The organism is Rufibacter latericius (assembly GCF_003721515.1).
Taxonomy (GTDB): Bacteria; Bacteroidota; Bacteroidia; order Cytophagales; family Hymenobacteraceae; genus Nibribacter; species Nibribacter latericius.
On sequence record NZ_RJJD01000003.1, the window covers coordinates 20,559 to 40,518 of the forward strand.

12 protein-coding genes are annotated in these 19,960 nt (G+C 49.3%); 7 read left to right on the forward strand and 5 right to left on the reverse strand.

What is annotated here, in order from left to right:
• The first annotated feature begins 254 nt into the window (after positions 1–254).
• Positions 255–1,811 carry a tail fiber domain-containing protein gene (locus EFB08_RS05795; protein ID WP_123126003.1) on the forward strand — a complete coding sequence of 519 codons (1,557 nt, stop codon included), beginning with the start codon at positions 255–257 and terminating at the stop codon, positions 1,809–1,811.
• A gap of 209 nt (positions 1,812–2,020) precedes the next feature.
• Here the strand turns inward: EFB08_RS05795 and EFB08_RS05800 are convergent, their stop codons facing one another.
• Complete coding sequence (locus EFB08_RS05800; RefSeq protein WP_123126004.1) at positions 2,021–3,265, reverse strand: family 1 glycosylhydrolase; 1,245 nt, start codon at positions 3,263–3,265, stop codon at positions 2,021–2,023.
• A 279-nt stretch (positions 3,266–3,544) separates the two neighbouring features.
• Here EFB08_RS05800 and EFB08_RS05805 point away from each other — a divergent pair, with 279 nt between their 5' ends.
• The gene (locus tag EFB08_RS05805) at positions 3,545–3,748 is read left to right on the forward strand and encodes a hypothetical protein (RefSeq protein ID WP_123126005.1); all 204 of its coding nucleotides are present in this window, start codon (positions 3,545–3,547) and stop codon (positions 3,746–3,748) included.
• A gap of 126 nt (positions 3,749–3,874) precedes the next feature.
• Here the strand turns inward: EFB08_RS05805 and EFB08_RS05810 are convergent, their stop codons facing one another.
• Positions 3,875–5,026: an alpha/beta hydrolase-fold protein gene (locus tag EFB08_RS05810; protein WP_123126006.1), complete on the reverse strand. Its 1,152-nt coding sequence runs from the start codon at positions 5,024–5,026 to the stop codon at positions 3,875–3,877.
• Between the two features lie 399 nt (positions 5,027–5,425).
• Between EFB08_RS05810 and EFB08_RS05815 the strand changes: the two genes are divergently transcribed.
• The 5 genes from EFB08_RS05815 (at position 5,426) to EFB08_RS05835 (ending at position 14,137) form a co-directional block, all read left to right on the forward strand.
• Entirely contained in the window at positions 5,426–7,324 is a 1,899-nt protein-coding gene (locus EFB08_RS05815) for a glycoside hydrolase family 13 protein (RefSeq protein WP_123126007.1), read from the forward strand.
• A 50-nt stretch (positions 7,325–7,374) separates the two neighbouring features.
• On the forward strand, positions 7,375–8,037 hold the full coding sequence (pgmB, locus tag EFB08_RS05820; RefSeq protein ID WP_123126008.1) for a beta-phosphoglucomutase: 663 nt from the start codon (positions 7,375–7,377) through the stop codon (positions 8,035–8,037).
• A 335-nt stretch (positions 8,038–8,372) separates the two neighbouring features.
• The gene (locus tag EFB08_RS05825; protein WP_123126009.1) at positions 8,373–10,691 is read left to right on the forward strand and encodes a glycoside hydrolase family 65 protein; all 2,319 of its coding nucleotides are present in this window, start codon (positions 8,373–8,375) and stop codon (positions 10,689–10,691) included.
• 229 nt (positions 10,692–10,920) lie between these two features.
• The gene (locus EFB08_RS05830; RefSeq protein ID WP_123126010.1) at positions 10,921–12,678 is read left to right on the forward strand and encodes an alpha-amylase family protein; all 1,758 of its coding nucleotides are present in this window, start codon (positions 10,921–10,923) and stop codon (positions 12,676–12,678) included.
• Positions 12,679–12,811: 133 nt separating this feature from the next.
• Entirely contained in the window at positions 12,812–14,137 is a 1,326-nt protein-coding gene (locus EFB08_RS05835) for an MFS transporter (protein WP_227006234.1), read from the forward strand.
• 152 nt (positions 14,138–14,289) lie between these two features.
• On the opposite strand, the gene EFB08_RS05840 is transcribed toward EFB08_RS05835, so the two are convergent.
• The 3 genes from EFB08_RS05840 to EFB08_RS05850 all read right to left on the reverse strand — a co-directional run bounded on the left by EFB08_RS05840 (position 14,290) and on the right by EFB08_RS05850 (position 19,942).
• Entirely contained in the window at positions 14,290–15,858 is a 1,569-nt protein-coding gene (locus EFB08_RS05840) for an alpha-amylase family glycosyl hydrolase (protein WP_123126011.1), read from the reverse strand.
• 118 nt (positions 15,859–15,976) lie between these two features.
• Positions 15,977–18,220 (reverse strand): alpha-amylase family glycosyl hydrolase, encoded by a 2,244-nt coding sequence (locus tag EFB08_RS05845; protein WP_123126012.1) that lies wholly within the window; start codon positions 18,218–18,220, stop codon positions 15,977–15,979.
• Between the two features lie 264 nt (positions 18,221–18,484).
• Entirely contained in the window at positions 18,485–19,942 is a 1,458-nt protein-coding gene (locus EFB08_RS05850) for a hypothetical protein (protein WP_123126013.1), read from the reverse strand.
• Positions 19,943–19,960: the final 18 nt, after the last annotated feature.

Below are 19,960 nucleotides of genomic sequence, written 5' to 3' on the forward strand. Positions count from 1 at the left end.
TGTAATTAAGTAAATGACTCACCTTAACCTATAAGTTGCAGGCTAAAAGAGGTTTACCTTAAATCAAAATAATCTATCCTGCTGGGACGAATAGGTTATTTCTGTATAGTATTTTCTTCTTATAATAATACCTTTATATAAGGCATAAATCCATTAACTCAAGACCCTCCCACCTCCTGTAAAGCATTAATTCAATACAGGTTTTTCTGTTTTCCTGCGTTTACCAGTCCATTTTTCAGAACAGACCCAAAACCATGAAGAAAACCTTACTCTCTCTTTTCACATTGCTCCTCCTTGGTGAGGCTAATGCCCAGAGCACCACCCCCTATTGGAGTTTAGCCGGTAACAGCAACGCGGGCACAGCTAAGTTGGGGACCACAAACGGAGTGCACCTTCGGTTCTTCACCAATAATCAGGAGCGTATGCGGATCAATGCCTTCGGGTTAGTCAGCATTGGGTCCAGTACCCCAAATGCCAAACTTTACATCAACAGTCCTGCCCGAGAAGACCCTTTGCGGGTATTGGTCAATAATTCCACCAAATTGTTGGTCCACAAAAACGGGGGCGTAAGTGTGGGTTACAACCAAACCCCTCCTCATAATGGATTGATGGTCAACGGGAATGTTGCCTTGGGCACCACTGAGCTCACTCCTTTTTACAGGTTGCAGGTCATTGGACAATCTAACACCAACGGAATTCTAACAAAAGGATCTGCTTATGCCATTCAAGCTGAATCAACTACTGACTCTGGAATTGGTGTTTTCAGCATTGCCGGCAAAAATGGGACAGGAGTACATACTTATGCGGGTTATATTGGGGTAAGTGCGATAGGAAATAGCTATGGGGTATATGCCCAATCAGCACACACCGGAATTTATGGCTCAGGAGATGTCTATGGAGTTCATGGAATCACCAATTCCGGGTGGGGCGTCTTTGGATCAAGCTCCAAGGGGGCGGGCGTTTATGGAAGAGGCTTTGAAGGAACCGGTGGTTATTTCACTTCTTTAGACGGTACAGGTTTATTTGCCTCCACTACAAACGGCACCTACGCCGCTGTTTTCGAAGGACAAATCTCCAGCTTCGGTTCCTTCCAAAGCAGCGATCAAAACATGAAGAAAAATGTGCAGGAGGTAGAAAACGCACTAAGCTTGGTTAACCAGCTCAAACCTAAAAAGTATGAATTCAAGGATGATGCTGTTTACGCCAAGCTCAACCTTCCAAAAGGAAACCACTATGGTTTACTGGCCCAAGAGGTAGAAAAAGTGTTACCGGATCTGGTCAGGGAATCAAGACATGAAGTGGTAGATCAGGAAGAGATTTCAACAAATGCCTCCCTCATGGAATACCCTGACAAGAAGGAGATGAACCTTAAAGCCATGCAACCGAAAGCGGAAAAGGAAACCATTTCCCTGAAAGCGGTGAATTACACGGAGTTGGTTCCATTGCTCATCAAAGCGATTCAGGAACAACAGGAAACGATTACATCCTTAACTGAGAGGATTTCGCAGCTAGAGTCAAACGCTGGGGCTAAAACCTATCTAGACGTAAATAAATCAGGTATTCTGCTGGAACAAAACCATCCGAACCCTTTTAATCAGGCCACCACGTTCCGGTACACTATACCACCTGGGGCAAGCGCCCAAATAAATGTTTATGAAGCAGTTTCTGGAAAACTAATGAAAACCATTCCCGCTCCTGCTGAGGGCAGATTACAGATGAGTGGCAATGACTTACCTGCCGGTAATTACGTCTATACCTTGATCGTAAATGGAAGAACGGCCGCTTCAAAACACATGATGGTTGCCCGGTAAATTTTTAATAATTTCAAAAAGAGAAGGCTGTTCCTGGATGAACAGCCTTCTCTTTTTATCCCTTTTTGCAGGGGGTGTTTGGAAAACCATACCAAACTGATTGAAGACAATCAAACCTTTCGGTTTATGAGGTAATTCTGGAAAACAGACCCAAAAAGATAATCTGGTTGAAGATTTAAAAAGCCGTTCACCGGTAAAAAACAGTTTGGCTAATGCCAATTTTTATCAGGTTGCTTCTTTAGCCTTTTGGCCGCATCAATGACATCCTGCAATTCCACAGGATCGTTGAAAGGGTCTTCGTCCAGGGTGGTTACCCGGTTCAGTTCTTTCTGCCAACGGCGCAATTCAGCTATGTAGGGTTCGCACTCAATCCGTTTAAGGAGGTCATTTTCAGGTTCCAGATCGCAGATGCCGTTGTGCAGCCACTCGCCGGTGTGCCAGTCGGGCATGTCTACGGCTGGGAACAAGCAGACGCCGTGTAGATCAATACCCGCGTCTACCGCAGCCAACGACTCGTCCATCACATCGCGCAGCCAGTCTTCCCGGCCGTCTTTAAGGCCACTGGTCTCCCCGATGATCATAGGACGCTTGTAGCGTTCCCAAACCAGGTGCATGAGGTCGCAGAGCGGTTTGATGCGGTCATCATCAGGGGGCAAGGCGGCGTGCGGACCCTTCTCCCGGTATTCCATCTGCCCGAAGGAATAATTGTTGGCTCCCACAATGTCCAGGATCTCGGGTGAGCCACCTAATTCTGGGTGTTCTTTGCCGGAAATAATGTCCCAGGCCAGAAAGGTATCCACGTAGGTTTCATGATGGGCGGCTTCCTGCAGATCAGGCCGGTCTCTGGGCGCTACCACCTGTACCAGCGGATCAATGTGCACCATGCGGGCCTCGGGCACCACTTCCCTGATGGCTTTTACTCCGGCAATGGCGGCTTTGCAGAGGGCAACCCGAAGGTTTAACCGGTCTTCTTTGGTGTTCTTGTAAGGGGCCACCCACCCCCATTCGCCTCCGCAGAAAGAAAAGAAGGTGATCTCATTTATTGGCGTGAAGAAGTATGGCCCTGGTAGTTTGGGCACCACGTATTCAGCGGCGGCCCGGCAGTAAGAAGCGAATCGTTGGGTGAACTCCTCGGAGAAGGGATCAAGGTCATCGGGGTAACCGTAGTGGCAAAGATCCCAGATGGGCAGAATCTTTTGCTTCCTCATAGCCTCAATCATAGGATCTATAACGGAGAAATCATACCTCCCAGCGGTGTCAACCAGGGGCCAGGGAATGCCCTCGCGGGATACCGCTATCCCCAGCTTGCGGAGGATTTGGTAGTCCTGCTCCACAAACAAGTCATGTTGGGTTTCCTGGACCAGGTTGCGGCGTTTTTTATCTTTCCAGAGGAAGGTGGAACACTCAAAACCTGAAATAAAGAAAGTGGGGAAGATGCCGGGTCGGTTTGCCATAGGTCCTAGCGCTAAAGTCCAATATAAATTTTTCAAATGCCTTTTTTGTGATCCAATTCCTAGCTCTCAGGGTTGAATCAGGTAGATGAAACCTAAAAGGTCATTCCTAAAATTTGAAAGGATGGGAATGAACTCCAGAACACTTCCGGGTTCCCGTGGCAGGAACCGAACATCTGTGCCCCCAACGGGCCCAAAGATGGTTTCCTCCTCATTTGCCTAAAGTACGTACAAAGCTTACGTACTTTTCAGGGAAAAGAAAACAACTATACTATGCTAGCTATGAAAAAGATCATTATGACAAACCTGATGGCCCTGTCTTTGGTGGGGGGCATCTTCTCTTCTTGCGGAGGTGACAAACCAGCGGCCGAGAAAACCGGCAACACCACCACCGAGGACATGGTAGAAGGCGCTGATGGTGGCCTTGACTCCCTGAACCTGGAAGACACTACCACTACCACCACAACGGGAGAAACCAACCATTAAAAAAAGTGGGCGAAGCTTCTCCGGCGCTTCCTACTTCCATCTAAAATTAAAAGAGGTGGGCTTTGGGTCTGTTTTAGTAAAACATTCCCAAAGCCCACCTCTTTTAATTTCAACGGCTACTACCTTCTAGTTAGAAAATAACCACCGGAAAACATCTGGGAACTCCCTTTGCCAGAACGACTCTTTGTGCTCGCCATCTGCGTGAACCTGATATTTCAAGGAAGACGGCTTTAAGCCCTGTTTTACCAAAAGGTCCCGCATACGGGCCATGTCTGGCACCATCTCCTTCCCTTCCTTGGCCCCGGCAACCAGGCACAATTTCAGATCTTTTGAAGGCTTGGTTTTGGCGGCATAGTCATACACCTGCGGAGCCACCCAGAAAGCTGGGGAAAATACGCCGGCCTTGCCATACACCTGCGGATATTTAAGGGCCGCATACATTGAAATCAAACCACCCATGGAGCTGCCGGCTACTCCCGTGTGCTCAGGCCCGGTTAACGTCCGGTAATGTTTATCGATGTACGGCTTCAGGGTCTGTACCAGGAAATCAACGTAGGCATCTCCTTGTCCGCCGCCGTGTTTTGCATTCTTCCATGGCGAGTACTCGTTCATGCGTTCTTCGCCACCGTTGTCAACGCCTACCACAATCACCTCCTGCCCCTCGGACTGGAACATCTGGTTCAGGGATTCATCTACACCCCATTCTCCGCTGAAACCATAAAAGGCATCGAACAGGTTTTGGCCATCGTGCATGTACAACACGGGATATTTCTTGTCTGAAGAGGCATAGTTGGGCGGCAGGTAAAGCCAGATACGGCGCGACCTTTTGAGCTGAGGCATCCAGAACTCATTACTCAAAATCTTGACGTTTGGGGTAGCGGTGTGGGTTTTCGTAGCGGTAGGAAAATTATCTTGCCAGTTTTCTACTTCTATACGCACGGTGTCTTTCCCCGGTTTGACTTGGTAAAACCTATTCCCCCTACCGGCCCCGTTGGCCAACGTTTCTCCGGTTTCCCAGCTTCCGCGGGTAACCTTATACTCCAGTTCTCCTTCCCTCGGGGGAAGCGTGAGATAGTACCGGTTGTTGGCAGCCTTCCGGAAGGCAAAGGAAGCGGACCGGGTCTTCCAGTTGTTCACGTTCCCGGCCAGGTACAGCGTATCAGAGGGTGGCGTCTTTGCGGGCACCTTCCGGATTTCAATAGTAACCTGAGCCTCAACGTGTAAAGCACATAGCACTAACAGCAAAAAGAGGAATAGTGCCCCTTTAGTTCTTTTCATAATTTGGCATTTATAAATCTAAGAAATCGATTTCTTAATTAAAAAAGCGTAGATTTACCTTCATGATTTTACAATATTAACAATATTGCAAAATAAATTGAACAAAATGCAGGCCGAAGCAGGGAAAACAAGAGCAGAAAAGGCCTGATTTAAGGCTTCTTTCTGACTCAGGAGGATTACTCTCCCAAAATAAGGCTTAAACTGAAATCTTTTTACCAGAAAATGCAGGTAAAACAAGCGGACGGAGAGTTTAAGTAAATCGTTTTCGGGCCGATTTCTTGAAAACGGCCTGAATTCAGAAATCAGAAGGAACCTGGCAGGAAAGGCCTTCCTATTTAACAAATAACAAAACGCTAGACTTGCCAACCAAGGCAAACTTAGAACCTGAAAAGACCAAACATGAAGCACCAAGCCATTTCCCTTGCCTTTGCCAATGGACTTGCTTTGATAGGCATTTTATTGCTTTCACTTACCACCCACGCCCAGAAAAAAGCAGCGATCACCCGCATTGATCCAACATTCTGGTGGGTGGGCATGAAAAACCAAAACCTACAGCTGTTGGTGTACGGCCCTAATGCAGGCACCTACTCCTATTCCATAGAATACCCTGGGGTACAACTGGTGAAAACCCAAAAGGTAGAAAACCCCAACTATGCCTTTCTGGATCTGACCATCGCCCCTGACACGAAACCCGGTTCTTTCACCATCACGGGCCGAAACGGAAACCAAAAACTTACCCGCAAGTACGAACTGAAGGCCCGCACCCAGGAAGCCAAAGCCCAGGGAATCACCTCCGCCGATTTCGTGTACCTGGTGCTACCCGACCGCTTTTCCAACGGTGACCCCAAAAACGACAAGTTCAAGGACATGGCCGACCCTTCCGCTGACCGGAACAATCCGTTTTTGCGCCACGGCGGAGACATACAGGGAATTCAGAATCACCTGAATTACTTTGAGGAACTGGGCGTGACCGCGCTTTGGCTCAACCCCATCATTGAAAACAACCAGCCCCTCACCGATGAAGGCGGCCAGATGCGGAGCGCCTACCATGGCTACGCCTTCACTGACCATTATGCCGTTGACAAGCGCCTAGGCGGAAACGAGGCCTACAAGAAACTGATCCAGGCTGCGCACGCCAAAGGCATGAAAGTGGTGCAGGACGCGGTGTACAACCATGTGGGCATTAACCATTGGTTTATCAAAGATCAGCCTTCCAAAGACTGGGTACACCAGTTCCCCACCTATACCAACACCTCGCACAAGTTCCAGCCCATCATTGACCCCAACGGCTCCAAGGCAGACTGGACGGTGATGATGAACGGCTGGTTCACCCCCTTCATGCCCGACCTGAACCAGAACAACCCGCTGGTGGCAAACTACCTTATTCAGCACGCCCTCTGGACGGTAGAGCACTTCGGGGTGGATGCCTGGCGCATCGATACCTACATGTACAACGATGACCAGTTCATGAACGACTGCAACCAGGCTCTGTTGGACGAGTACCCTTCCATTCACATTTTCGGGGAATCCTGGGTGAACAACGTGGTGGCGCAGGCCCGGTTCACGCGCAACAACATCAGCTTCCCCTTCAAAAGCAACCAACCCGGCACCCTTGACTTTGTGTTATTCAACGCCATGAACGATGCCTTGAACCAGAAATTCGGTTGGGACGAAGGCGTGAGCAAAGTGCACCAGGTTCTGGCTTTGGATGCCGTTTACCAGGATCCCATGAAGCTGGTCACCTTCCTGGACAATCATGACATGAACCGGTATTTCTCTGTCATCGGCGAAGACCTGGACAAGTACAAGATGGGCCTGACCTGGCTGCTCACCACGCGCGGCATTCCCTCGCTCTACTACGGCACCGAAATCCTGATGAAGAACTTCAAAGACCCTTCAGATGCTGAGGTAAGGAGAGATTTCCCCGGCGGTTTTGCTGGTGACAAAGAAAACAAATTCACGTCAGCGGGCCGGAACGAGCGAGAGAATGATGCCTTCAACTTCGTAAAGAAACTGGCTAATTACCGCAAGAACACTCCCGCTCTGCACTCCGGTAAATTCATGCAGTTTGTGCCCCAGGAAGGCCTCTATGTGTACTTCCGCTATGATGAAAGTAAAACCGTCATGGTAGCAACCAACAGCACTGACAAAGAAGCAACTATGAAAACCGAACGGTACGCAGAACGCCTCACCGGGTTCTCCAAAGCCCAGAATGTTCTAACCGGCACAACCCTAAATAACTTAACCAGCATCAGTATTCCGGCTAAGACCGCCCTGGTGTTAGAGCTACAGAAGTAACCTATTTTTAACCTGATTCCCCCAAAACAGCATAAAAACGAAAGACACGTATGAGCACCATCAAAGCTTGCCTTTTTGATTTAGACGGAGTACTGGTAGACACGGCCGTGTACCACTTTAAAGCCTGGCGCCAACTGGCCCAAACCCTGGGCATAGATTTCTCCGAGCACGACAACGAACGCCTTAAAGGTGTGAGTCGGGTGCGCTCTCTGGAGATCATTCTGGAGATTGGCAATCAAACTATGGAACAGGAGAAAATGCTGGCCCTCTGCGAACTGAAAAACACCGAGTATCTGCAGGATGTTGCTAAAATGACCCCAGCCGAAATTCTGCCTGGCGTGGAAGATTTCCTGCAAGCTTTGAAAGCCGAAGGTATCAAAATAGCCCTAGGGTCGGCCAGTAAAAACGCTCAGCTCATTCTGGAACGCACCAACCTTCTCCCCTACTTTGATGCCATCATAGACGGCCGCCACGTCATCAACGGAAAACCAGATCCTGAAGTGTTCCTGAAAGGAGCCGAAGCCTTAGGCGTCCTCCCTACCGAATGTGTGGTGTTTGAAGATGCTGTTGCCGGGGTAGAAGCCGCCAAAAACGGAGGCATGCTGTGCGTTGGCGTAGGCCAGCCAGAAGTGCTCACCCAGGCAGATATTGTGGTGAAAGACATGACAGAGATAACCGTTGAACGTCTACATTCCCTGGAGCAAAAAGCCTAGTTTGTTTTAAGGCTGTTATCCAGAAATCGGCCTTAAAACATTATTGAAATCAGAAGGAATTTTTGTCACCCTTCGAAGGGAGTTGGGGGATAACTAAGCCGTTAAAAGAACTAAAAAGCAACAGCCAAAGGCATTACAAGAAGATTTTCTAGAACGCCATAATCGGCTTGAGAATCATCCCTCTCTCCCCTTTAGAGGGGGACGAAGAAGTAATAGAAGTAATTCTGTTTGGAGGGTGGTTTCCAGAAATCGGCCTCTAAACAAAGCAGTAGCAACAGAACGATAGAAATAAATAAGTCTAGATACGTGTGTCTTGATACTTGATACAAACTATTATGAAACAATATCTAACCGTTGATGAATGGTCCATCATTGAAGAGGGTTTCCATCCAGAGTATAACCAGATTTCAGAAAGTGTCTTCAGTTTGGGGAACGGGCGCATGGGCCAGCGCGCTAACTTCGAGGAGGCGTTCACCGGCGAAACCCTGCAGGGAAACTACGTGGCCGGTGTGTACTACCCAGACAAAACCCGCGTGGGCTGGTGGAAAAATGGCTACCCTGAGTACTTCGCCAAGGTACTGAACGCCGCCAACTGGATCGGGATTGACGTGCAGGTAGACGGTGAGACTCTTGATTTAAACCAGTGCCAGGTTCTGGAATTCCGTCGCGAACTGAACATGCGCGAGGGTTGGCTGGAACGTTCTTTCACGGCTCAAATGCCCAGCGGCAAACAGGTAAGCATACACGCCAAGCGGTTCACCAGCATCGTGGACGATGAAGTTGGGGCCATCCGCTACAGCTTCACTCCGCTAAACTTCAGCGGAACGCTTACCCTCACACCGTACGTAGACGCCGACATTAAAAACGCCGATTCTAACTACGATGAGAAGTTCTGGAACGAGGTACTGCAGGAAGCCCAACCTTCGGAAGGGTATCTGATTGCCGAGACCAAGAAAACCTTCTTCCACGTGTGCACCGGCCAGAAGTTCTTCGTGACGCAGAACGGTCAGGAAGTAGCCGTGCAGGCTTCTCCAATTGAGCGTTCCAAATACGTGGCTTCTACCTTTGAGCTACCCGTTTCAGAAAACAGGGAAATCGTTCTTTATAAATTCGCGGCGAACCTTTCTTCTGAGAACCACCCCAAAGAAGACCTGCTGGAAAACACCAAAAAGGTCCTTGCTGCGGCGGTAGGAAAAGGCTTTGAGATAATGCTGCAGGAACAGGCCGCTGCTTGGGCCGCAAAATGGGAAGAGAGCGACATCGTGATCGAAGGAGATGCCACGGCCCAGCAGGGTATCCGGTTCAACATTTTCCAACTAAACCAAACTTACACCGGCGAAGACGAGCGCCTGAACATCGGCCCGAAAGGTTTTACCGGCGAGAAATACGGCGGAACTACTTATTGGGATACCGAGGCTTACTGCCTGCCCTTCTACCTGGCCACCGCCGATCCGCAGATTGCACGCAACCTCTTGGTGTATCGGTACAAGCATCTGGAGAAAGCCATTGAAAATGCCCAGAAACTAGGTTTTACCGGAGGCGCGGCCCTATACCCCATGGTGACCATGAATGGCGAGGAGTGCCACAACGAATGGGAAATCACCTTTGAGGAAATCCACCGGAACGGAGCTATTGCCCACGCCATCCATGACTACATCCGCTATACCGGTGACGACAGCTACCTGGCCGAATATGGGTTGGAAGTGCTGGTAGGAATTTCCCGCTTCTGGGCACAGCGCGTGAACTGGTCAGCGGCTAAGAACCAGTACGTGATGCTGGGCGTTACCGGCCCCAACGAGTACGAGAACAACGTCAACAACAATTGGTACACCAGCACCATCGCTACCTGGACCCTGGAATACACGCTCAAAGCGTTGCAGCACGTTCAGGAGACAGATCCTGCGCGTTACCAGGAACTGGTGAAAAAACTTAATCTGGACGAAGCTAGGGAAACCAGGAAGTGGCAGCATGTCATTGACAACATGTACTATGCCCAGGACAAAGACTTGGGGATCTTCCTACAGCAAGACGGCTTCCTTGACAAAGAACAGACCCTGGTGAAAGACCTTGATCCGGCTGACCGCCCCTTGAACCAGAAATGGTCTTGGGATAGAATCCTGCGTTCGGTGTTCATCAAACAAGCCGATGTGCTCCAAGGCATTTACCTGTTTGAGGACCGGTACGATATTGAGACCATCCGCCGGAACTTTGATTTCTACGAGCCGCGCACCGTACATGAGTCTTCTCTTTCTCCGTGCGTGCACGCCATTCTGGCCGCCAAATTAGGCGACGAGGAACGTGCCTATGAGTTCTACCTGCGCACCGCCCGTCTTGATCTGGATGACTACAACAACGACACCGAGGATGGCTGCCATATCACCAGTATGGCTGGTACCTGGATGAGCGTGGTACAGGGCTTCGGGGGAATGCGCGTGCGTGATAACCAACTGCATTTCAACCCGTTCATCCCCTCCAGCTGGACTTCTTATTCCTTTAAAATACGGTTCAGAGGACACCTGCTCAACATCAAGGTAACCAAGGAAAGTGTGACCATTGAGAACCAGGGTTCCAAGGAAATAACCCTGAATGTGTTTGATCAACCGCAAACCATTGAGGCGAACGCCAAAGGCGAGTTTGCGCATCAACTTGCCTAGGTCAACTTTCACCCTTAATAACTTTCGTTTGGGGCCTGTTTTCCGAAAACAAGCCCCAAACGGAAACAAATTCTAAGCTGCCATTGTGATCAACTCGAGCTACATGATACAAACTAAAGACAAACGCCTTTTACTTTCCTGCGTGCTGTTGGCGGCTTTGGCGGGAGCTTGTACCTCCTCCGCCCCTACTTCCACCAGTACTTCGGGTACAAAAGCATCGGTTCCTACCATGACTACCTCTACCCCTGACCCTAATACAACCCCGGAAGAAGTACAGGACAATAAACTGGTCATTTACCAGATGATGACACGCCTGTTCGGAAACCGGAAAGCCACCAACAAAACCTATGGCACGGTGCAGGAAAACGGCGTGGGCAAGTTTAACGACATTTCGGCCACCGCTCTGCTGGAGATCAAAAAACTGGGAGCCACGCACGTGTGGTACACCGGCGTGATTGAGCATGCTGTCCTGACGGACTACACCAAATTCGGCGTAGCCTTAGACGATGCCGATGTGGTGAAAGGACGCGCCGGCTCACCGTATGCCATCAAGGATTACTATGACGTGAACCCAGACCTAGCCACCGATGTGCGCAAGCGGATGTCGGAGTTTGAGGCTTTGGTGCAGCGCACGCATGCCAACGGTCTGAAGGTGCTGATAGACTTTGTACCCAACCACGTGGCCCGTTTCTATGTATCAGACGCGAAACCTGCCGGGGTAGAAGACTTTGGGAGCCAAGACGATAAATCTGTCTCCTTCAAGCCGAACAACAACTTCTATTACATTCCGGGGCAGACCCTTCAGGTGCCCGCTACCTACAATCCTTTAAGTGGTGCTAACCGCGGTCCGCAGGAAGACGGCAAGTTCAAGGAGACTCCGGCCAAGGCTACGGGCAACGATGTATTCAGCGCCTCCCCCAGTATAGATGACTGGTTTGAAACCGTGAAACTAAATTACGGTGTAGACTACCAGAACAACCGAACCAAGCACTTCACCCCCACGCCTGACACCTGGAACAAGATGCGCGACGTCCTACTGTTCTGGGCAGGCAAAAGTGTAGACGGTTTCCGCTGTGACATGGCCGAGATGGTGCCGGTAGAGTTTTGGGCTTGGGTTATTCCGCAGGTGAAGGCAAAACACCCCGGTATTACGTTCATTGCCGAGATCTACAACCCCAAAGAATACCGCAACTACATCAAAACCGGAGGCTTTGACTACCTCTATGACAAAGTAGGGCTGTATGACGCGTTGCGCCGCCTGATGGAAAACAAAGGCCAGGGCAACACCGCTGAGATCACCAAAGTTTGGCGCGAAGAAAGCCAGGGAATCTCCAACCACATGTTGCGGTTCCTGGAAAACCATGATGAGCAACGCATTGCCTCTCCCCAGTTTGCAGGTACACCGTGGGCGGCGGTTCCGGCCATGACCGTAAGCGCCACTTTAGGAAGCGGTCCGGTAATGGTGTATTTTGGGCAGGAAGTTGGGGAACCCGGCAAAGGTCACGAAGGATTCCAGGGCGAAGACGGCCGCACCACCATCTTCGACTACTGGGGCGTTCCCACGCACCAGGCCTGGATGAACGGGGGCAAATTTGACGGAGCCAAACTCACCGAGGACCAGAAAAACTTACGCGACTACTACGGCAAACTCCTGAACCTGAGTACCAGCCGCGAAGCACTTAAAAAAGGAAAGTTCTACGCACTTACGGCCCAGGAAGGAACTGCCCCGGCCGGGGTATATGCCTATCTTCGTCACACAGCAGAGGAGCAGGTTTTAGTCCTGGTAAACTTCAACCGCCAAGGTGCCGATTATTCCTTAACTCTGCCTTCTGCCGCACTGGCTGCCATGGGAGTGGAAGACAAAGGCTCGTTTATTTTGCAGGATTTGTTGGCAGATACGCCGCCCCTGTTTTTACAGCCATCGGTGAAAACCAGTATCACCCTGGCTCCTTTGAGTGCGCATATTTTCCTGTTACAGAAGAAATAAAACACTTATCGGGTTCAAAACTTGAGGTGTAATTGGTTTAATTTAGGTATTAACCTTTTAGCCTGTTTTCCTGAAATTAAGCTAAAAACAGAACCTACTACACAAACAAACATTCATATCTAACCCATTGCCCATGGCACAAGTAGTACAGGCGCAAGCCAAACCCCGCCTAAGTTTTTGGCAAATCTGGAACATGAGTTTCGGGTTTATGGGAATACAATTTGGGTTCGCGTTGCAGAACGCCAACGTGAGCCGGATATTCGAAACGCTGGGAGGAACTGAGATCGCCCTTTACTGGCTTGCGGCTCCTGTCACCGGTTTATTGGTGCAGCCCATCATCGGGTACCTGAGTGACCGCACCTGGAGCCCCGTCTGGGGGCGTCGGAAACCCTTTTTCATGGTAGGGGCTTTGCTAGCCTCGCTTTCCCTCCTTATCATGCCCAATGCCTCCGTGCTTTGGATGGCCGTCGGCATGCTCTGGATCCTGGATACCTCCATCAACATTTCCATGGAACCGTTCCGGGCTTTGGTGGGAGATCTACTTCCCTCAGATCAGCGTACCTCAGGTTTTGCGGCGCAGACTTTTTTCATTGGTGTTGGTGCCGTGGTGGCCTCTTCCCTGCCCTGGATTTTCAACAACTGGATCGGGTTGCCCAACACCGCTCCGGCAGGTGAGATTCCACCCTCTGTTAAATGGGCTTTCTACAGTGGAGGGGTGGTTTTCTTTCTAGCCGTTCTCTGGACTGTGATCAAGACAAAGGAATATCCACCCGAAGACCTGGAGGAGTTCAAGCGCGAAAACAATCAGACTACTTTCTGGCAGGGCGTTTCTGAAACCTTTATGGGGATTTTCAAAATGCCCAAGACCATGCTTCAGTTGGCCTTGGTGCAGTTCTTCACCTGGTTTGCCCTCTTCGCGATGTGGATTTTCACCACCCCTGCGGTGACCAGCCATGTATACGGAGCTTCAGATACCACCTCCAAACTGTACAACGAGGGCGCTGACTGGGTAGGCATCTGCTTTGCCGTGTACAACGGTATCTCAGCGGTTTTTGCATTTGTGTTGCCGGTCATCGCCAAGAAAACTAACCGTAGGGTGACGCACCTGATCTGCCTCATCATGGGTGGTTTAGGGCTGATTTCTATTTTCTTTATCTCTAACCCAACCCTGCTCCTGGTGTCTATGGTGGGCGTAGGCATTGCCTGGGCAAGTATCCTTACCATGCCGTACGCGATTCTGGCTGGCTCCCTGCCTGCTAAACAGATGGGCTATTACATGGGCGTATTCAACTTCTTCATTGTGATTCCGCAGATTTTTGCAGGGTCTATGCTGGATTTCATCAACAAGAACATTTTTGGGGGTGAATCTATCTATGTGCTAGTGGTGGGCGGCTGCTCCATGATCCTGGCTGGTTTTATGACTCTGATGGTGCGTGACGTGGATGAGAATGCTGGCTAATGAACCAGAATTGCCTTAAAACAGAAGAGCCCGGGACAATCTCCCGGGCTCTTCTGTTTTAAGGCAATTCTTAGCAAAAGGGCTTCAAAGCGTTGAGAGCTTTAGGAGAGAAGTAAGTATCTATATAGGTTCCTCCTTCTCTCCAGGCCAGATTACTTTTTCAGGATCAGGCTGCTGTAAGCAGGAACCACTACCTGGTTTTTGCCCACTTTTGCTTTTTTGCTTTGGAAATGTACCTTGCCATAGGCCTGCAGGTTTTCTGGCAAATCAACACTGATCTCGTTTTGGGTGATGTTGTGCAACACCAGCACTGACTCGCTTTCCTGAGTTCTGGTGAAGGCGCTAAGGCCTGGATTACCCAATTGTTGCGGCACCACGTCTCCGTAGGTAAGGGCTTTGCTGTTGTTCCTCAGGTTGATGAACGTCTTGTAATGGTTGTAGATGGAGTTTTTGTCTTTCATCTGCATAGCGGCCGGAGCTACCGTGGCCTCTGTGGTGTTCACCGGTTTCATCCAGGTCGTGCGGCTTTTGTCTTTCGCCTGGACATCCCAAAGGAACGGCTCTCTGATTTGCTCATCTGGTTTCTTTCCGGTCATGCCAATTTCCTCGCCGTAGTACAGGTAAGGAGACCCGGGCAAAGTCAACAGCAGGGAAGCAGCCATTTTGGCTTTGTTTACATCGTTGTTCAAGGTGCTCATGATCCGGTTCTGGTCATGGTTGCTCAGGATAGTAGCGTCAACGAAATCGGGGTTTACTGATTTATAGAAGTTGGTGATCTGCGCGTGTTTGATGGCCAGAGAATCACCTCTTCCCTGGTTCAAAGCCTTGGCAATGTCCCAGCTCATCTCGAAGTTGAATAAAGCGGGTAACCCTTTCAGGTAAGGCGCCACAATGTCAGACGGAGCCCATACCTCTCCTACCAAATACACGTCTTTGTTCGCCTTCAGCATCTCGTTCCGGAAATACACCCACCAGTTATGGTTATCCTGCGGACGCTCATCGGGGAAGATATGGCGGGCAGCATCCAAACGGAAACCATCTACCCCCACTTCGGTGAACCAGAACCGCCCGATTTTGAAAACCTCTTCCCGCAACTTGGGGCTATCGAAGTTCAGATCAGGCATGCCTGAATAGAAGTAGCCGTAATAAAGGTAATCACTACCGTCTACTTTATGCCAGTGCTGGGTGTTGAAGGAGTCGGCTCCGGTGGTTTTTCCCTCTTTTTGGGTTTGTGGATCGTTTTTATGCGTCCAGACGAAGTAGTCGCGGTACGGGCTGTTCTCGTTTTTTGCGGCATCAATAAACCAGGGATGTTTGTTGGAGGAATGGTTCAACACCATGTCCATTACCACTTTGATGTTCCGTTTATGGGCCTGGTTGATGAACTCCTTGAAATCGGCCATGGTCCCGTAATCTGGGTGAATGCCGTAGTAGTCCGTCACATCGTATTTGTGGTAAGATGGCGATGGATTCATGGGCATCAGCCAAACCGCTTCTACCCCCAGGTTTTTGAGGTAGTCCAGTTTGGAGATCATGCCCTTAATGTCACCAATGCCGTCCCCGTTTGAATCAGCGAAAGATTGCACGAAGATTTCATAGGTGATGCCGCGGGGCCATTGACTTGCCTTGCTTTGCTGCGCTTGAACCTCCTGCATTGGCGTGAACGCCGAGAAAAAGAGGGAAGCACCGAGGAACAATTTGGAAAGGGTTGGTTTTTTCATTCGGGGTTAGGGGTTTTGATTTGAAGAAATAATGGAAGCACCTTAGGTGCTGCGGAAGAATAATTCAAAGGAGCATTTTCCCTCAGGAGACACTTCCACGCTCCCGAGGGGAAAATTTTTAGTGGGTTACCACCAAACGCTTCATGGTTTCCAGCCCACCTGATTTCACTTTCAGAAAGTAGATGCCGTTGGTCCAAGCCTGCGTATCAAAAGTATGCGTGCTGCCGTTCATCTGTTCTAACTTAAACAATCGGCCGGCTGCATCATACACGGTGATGGTACCTCGTGCGCTGGCCTTCATGTCTAAGGAAAGGCTTACTTTTCCCGAGGTTGGGTTAGGGTACAGTTGCACTGGCAAACTATCTTTCTCATCAGCAATTCCGGTGGTGGTTTGGGAAAGGCGCAAAATCCAGGTTTGGTCCTGGTTGAGAGAACCACCTGAAACTGACCAGTTGCTAAAAGCACCCTGACCGTTGATGGTTACCGTGCCCATGTTCTGGTTTGAATACAGGTCCTGCACCGAGTAGCTGCCCGCCGGCAATGAAGAAACCGCCATGGAAAGAACCGGGCTTGAAACAGCAGCACTACCAAAGTTGGAAACCACTACCACCGCTTCTCTCTCAAATACCCGTGCATAACTCAGCACCGAGGAGTTTGCGGAAGTCACATCTTGGTGATAGCCTTTTCTGAGGGACGGCTGTGCCTGCCGTATGCGGATCAGCTTTTTGTAATGGTTCAGCAGAGAGGCAGGATCGCTTTCCATGGTTTGCACGTTGAATTGGGCAAAGTTGGAATTTACCGCCCGCCAGGGAGAACCGGTAGTGAACCCGGCATTAGCCCCCTGCGTCCACTGCATGGGTTTGCGTTTGTCTTCATCTACCCCGGAGCCCAGCATGCCTACTTCTTCGCCATAATACAGAAACGGAACACCCGGCATGGTCAGGTAAAGGGCCGCAGCTTGCTTCATGTGCGCCAGATTGCTTCCTAACTCGCCCATCACTCTGTTCTGGTCATGGTTGGTAAGGAAGGTCCCGTACTGGAGCTTTGGATACACTCTGTTCACCAGACTTAACTGGTTGCGCAACCCCGTAGGATTATTGTCTCTCACCGATGAAAGTATAGAAGAAGCTAAATCAAATTCGAAAGCTACATCCAAGCGGTTGTTCTGCACATAAGGAACAACCGCCGCCGTGTTCGACCAAGCTTCGCCAATGGTAAAAGCATCAGCTTTTGCGGTTTTCACCACATCATGGAATTCATGGAAAAGTTCCAGCGTTTCGGGAGTGTTTTCTACAGTGCTTCCGTTTTCGTCCAGATACTTCACGGCATCAATGCGGTACCCGTCTACGCCTTTGTTCAGCCAAAACCGAGTCACATCCCACATGGTGCTTTTCAATTGGGCATTGCTCCAGTTCAGGTCGGGCATGCCACTGTAAAAAATACCGTAGTAGTACTTCCCATTTTTCTGGTGCCATACATTTTGGCCAACAGGTCCCGTGAATCCGGGATGGGTATCTGACCAGATGTACCAGTTGCGGTAGGTGTTGGTAGTATTGCTGCTGGATTGAGTAAACCAGGGATGCTGGTCAGAAGAGTGGTTCATCACGAAGTCAATGATGACCTTGATGCCTCTTGCGTGGGCGGCATCCAAAAAAGCCTCAAATTCAGCCATCGTTCCATAATCTGGTTCGGTGGCGTAATAATTGGTGACATCATACCCATGGTAACTGGGCGATTCCATCATGGGCATCAGCCAAAGCGCGGTTACGCCTAAATCGGTGTTGGTGTTAGGGTTGCCGTCATTAAGGTAATCCAGCTTTTCCATCAGTCCTCTGAAGTCACCTTTGCCATCTCCATTACTGTCTTTGAAACTGCGCACGAACACTTCATAGAACACGGCATCGTTCCACCAATAGGTGCTGTAATCTGTCTGCGGAACGGTGACTTCATTTGTCTCGCACGTACCAAAGAAGTAAGAAGGTGTTCTGGTGACGGCGGCCGTTGCATCAACGGTCCGGTTAAAATTTCCGGCTCCGTCATTTAATCCACAGGCGCCAGGTACTATCTCGGCCCCGGCCCAACTGTTGCCATTGATGAACTTGTAATGGAACAAACCGCCGGTGGGCAGGGTAACAGTGGTTTCATAGGTACCGTCCTTATCGAGGTCGGTGAGGGCAAGGGTAGCAGGGTTCCAATCAGAGGCTCCACCAGCCAGAGCCTGGAAGTTCCCCGCCACGTGAACGCCATTGGGGGAAACGGTCTGCTGGCTCATGTTCACTCTCAAAGTAAGTTGTACCTGTTGGGCCATTGCTCCGTAAAGCGGGGCAAGTACAAATAAAAGGCAAGGGTAAATTCTTTTCATAAAAATCAGATAAAGGAAAACAAAAGGAGGCCTACTATCTTAAAAAAAACCAGCCTTTAACTGGTTTTAAGGCTTTAGAAACCCACTTTAATTAAGCTTTTGTTTAGGACCTATTTTCTTGAAAACAGCCTTAAAATAGATGTATCTTCTAGGCTCTCAGGTTTCTTGAAGGAAGGTTCTCTTTTGGTAAAAAGAGTAGAGGCTATCTCATCTTTAAAATTTGAGATAGCCTCTACAGGTTCATACTACAGGTAAGGTGACGCCTTATATCTTGGTAAGCGTATAAGATCCGTTACCAACAGTGAAGTCAACATCAATTCTGTAGGTTCCCTCGGCTAAGCCAGTTGTTCTGAAGTCTTCACCACTTCCCTGAGGAGCAAAATTGCCTTTTGCGGGTGTTCCTGAACCGAAGGCCCACTTATCTCCATATTGATTATATTCAGGGAGAATCAGATATGGACTGTCCGCTTTCAGAGGAATTGTAATGGAATATTTACCCTCAGCGGTTTTGGTAAAATCCTGACCAGAAGTAACACCCCAGTCACCTGGCGTAGCACCACCTACAATCACGATTTTATTACCCAGAGTAAATCCTGGCTGACCAAAAGTAGAAACGGATACTCTAGCTGGGTTAGTTTGGCCATCCCAAACGGTAGATTGAACAAAGCCATATCTGTTTTTTCCTGTTGCAGAGGCATCATCTTTTACCACCACATACTCCACGCCGGTTTTCTTAGGAACAGCTGCAGCCAGCTTTTTATCAAAGGCCACCATTTTGTACCCATTGGCTACGCTTGTAGCGCCTTTCTCCACTACGTAATAGTTGCCGCTGGTTGCATCAAGTGAGTTATCAAGTGTAGCAACTACAGTGAGCATTCCAGATTTAACGGCCTCTGATGGAATATTGAGGATTTCTCCTCCAGTTACAGTTGGAGTAACTGTTGGTTGGTCTCTCCAGTTAAAGGCAGTAATGGAGATAGTGCTCTCACCATTATATTTAATGTTAGAACCTTCAGCACCGGTAGCAGTAGCTAATTGTTTGTCCCAATTTCCGCGGGTGATTTTGAATTCATCCCCAGATTCCAGGTGCATGGCAATTTCATAACAAGTTGCACTCAGACGGGTAAACGTGTGAGGGTTACCTGTTCCGCCGCCATCCCAATCTTTTCCTCCTTCTCTGGTGCCAAAGCTACCAGTCAGATAAATTGTGTTATCGTTGGCTGGTAAACTTTCTCCCTCTGGCACATACAATCTAATCCAAACTGTTTTACCATTTGGCAGGTTGTTGGTGTAGGTACAGAAAACGGGAGCCACATTGTTGATCACGTTGATATCATAGGTCCCAACACTCTGCTCTCCGTTTTTGGCAATCATTCTGTAGTTCACGGTATACAAACCTGATGGAGCAACATTGTTACCTGGAAAAGGCACGGTCATGTTAACTCTATTCAGATTTTCAGCAGTGATTTTGTTCAGGCTGTTGGTAGCAATTACTGTAGTCGAACCTTTTGGAGTGACTTCTACAATCACTCTTTCCAGGTCTGTACCAGCAGCGGTAAATGAAACCGGCACAAAAGCATTTGCATCAGATACCACCACCAAGTCATAGGCTTGGTTACGCAGTTCCTCAAAGGAAGGCTCTACCTCATCCTCGCTGCAGCCTACAATGAACAAGCTCAAGAAGAAGCTGAAAAACAAAAAAGGACTTTTAAAATTTCTCATATACATACTGTTTTAAAG

Coding starts and splice junctions, on each gene's coding strand:
- EFB08_RS05845 (WP_123126012.1), bottom strand. CDS start 18,220: ATGAAAAGAATTTACCCTTGCCTTTTATTTGTACTTGCCCCGCTTTAC.
- EFB08_RS05830 (WP_123126010.1), top strand. CDS start 10,921: ATGACTACCTCTACCCCTGACCCTAATACAACCCCGGAAGAAGTACAG.
- EFB08_RS05810 (WP_123126006.1), bottom strand. CDS start 5,026: ATGAAAAGAACTAAAGGGGCACTATTCCTCTTTTTGCTGTTAGTGCTA.
- EFB08_RS05795 (WP_123126003.1), top strand. CDS start 255: ATGAAGAAAACCTTACTCTCTCTTTTCACATTGCTCCTCCTTGGTGAG.
- EFB08_RS05835 (WP_227006234.1), top strand. CDS start 12,812: ATGGCACAAGTAGTACAGGCGCAAGCCAAACCCCGCCTAAGTTTTTGG.
- EFB08_RS05850 (WP_123126013.1), bottom strand. CDS start 19,942: ATGAGAAATTTTAAAAGTCCTTTTTTGTTTTTCAGCTTCTTCTTGAGC.
- EFB08_RS05805 (WP_123126005.1), top strand. CDS start 3,545: ATGAAAAAGATCATTATGACAAACCTGATGGCCCTGTCTTTGGTGGGG.
- EFB08_RS05800 (WP_123126004.1), bottom strand. CDS start 3,265: ATGGCAAACCGACCCGGCATCTTCCCCACTTTCTTTATTTCAGGTTTT.
- EFB08_RS05825 (WP_123126009.1), top strand. CDS start 8,373: ATGAAACAATATCTAACCGTTGATGAATGGTCCATCATTGAAGAGGGT.
- pgmB (WP_123126008.1), top strand. CDS start 7,375: ATGAGCACCATCAAAGCTTGCCTTTTTGATTTAGACGGAGTACTGGTA.
- EFB08_RS05840 (WP_123126011.1), bottom strand. CDS start 15,858: ATGAAAAAACCAACCCTTTCCAAATTGTTCCTCGGTGCTTCCCTCTTT.
- EFB08_RS05815 (WP_123126007.1), top strand. CDS start 5,426: ATGAAGCACCAAGCCATTTCCCTTGCCTTTGCCAATGGACTTGCTTTG.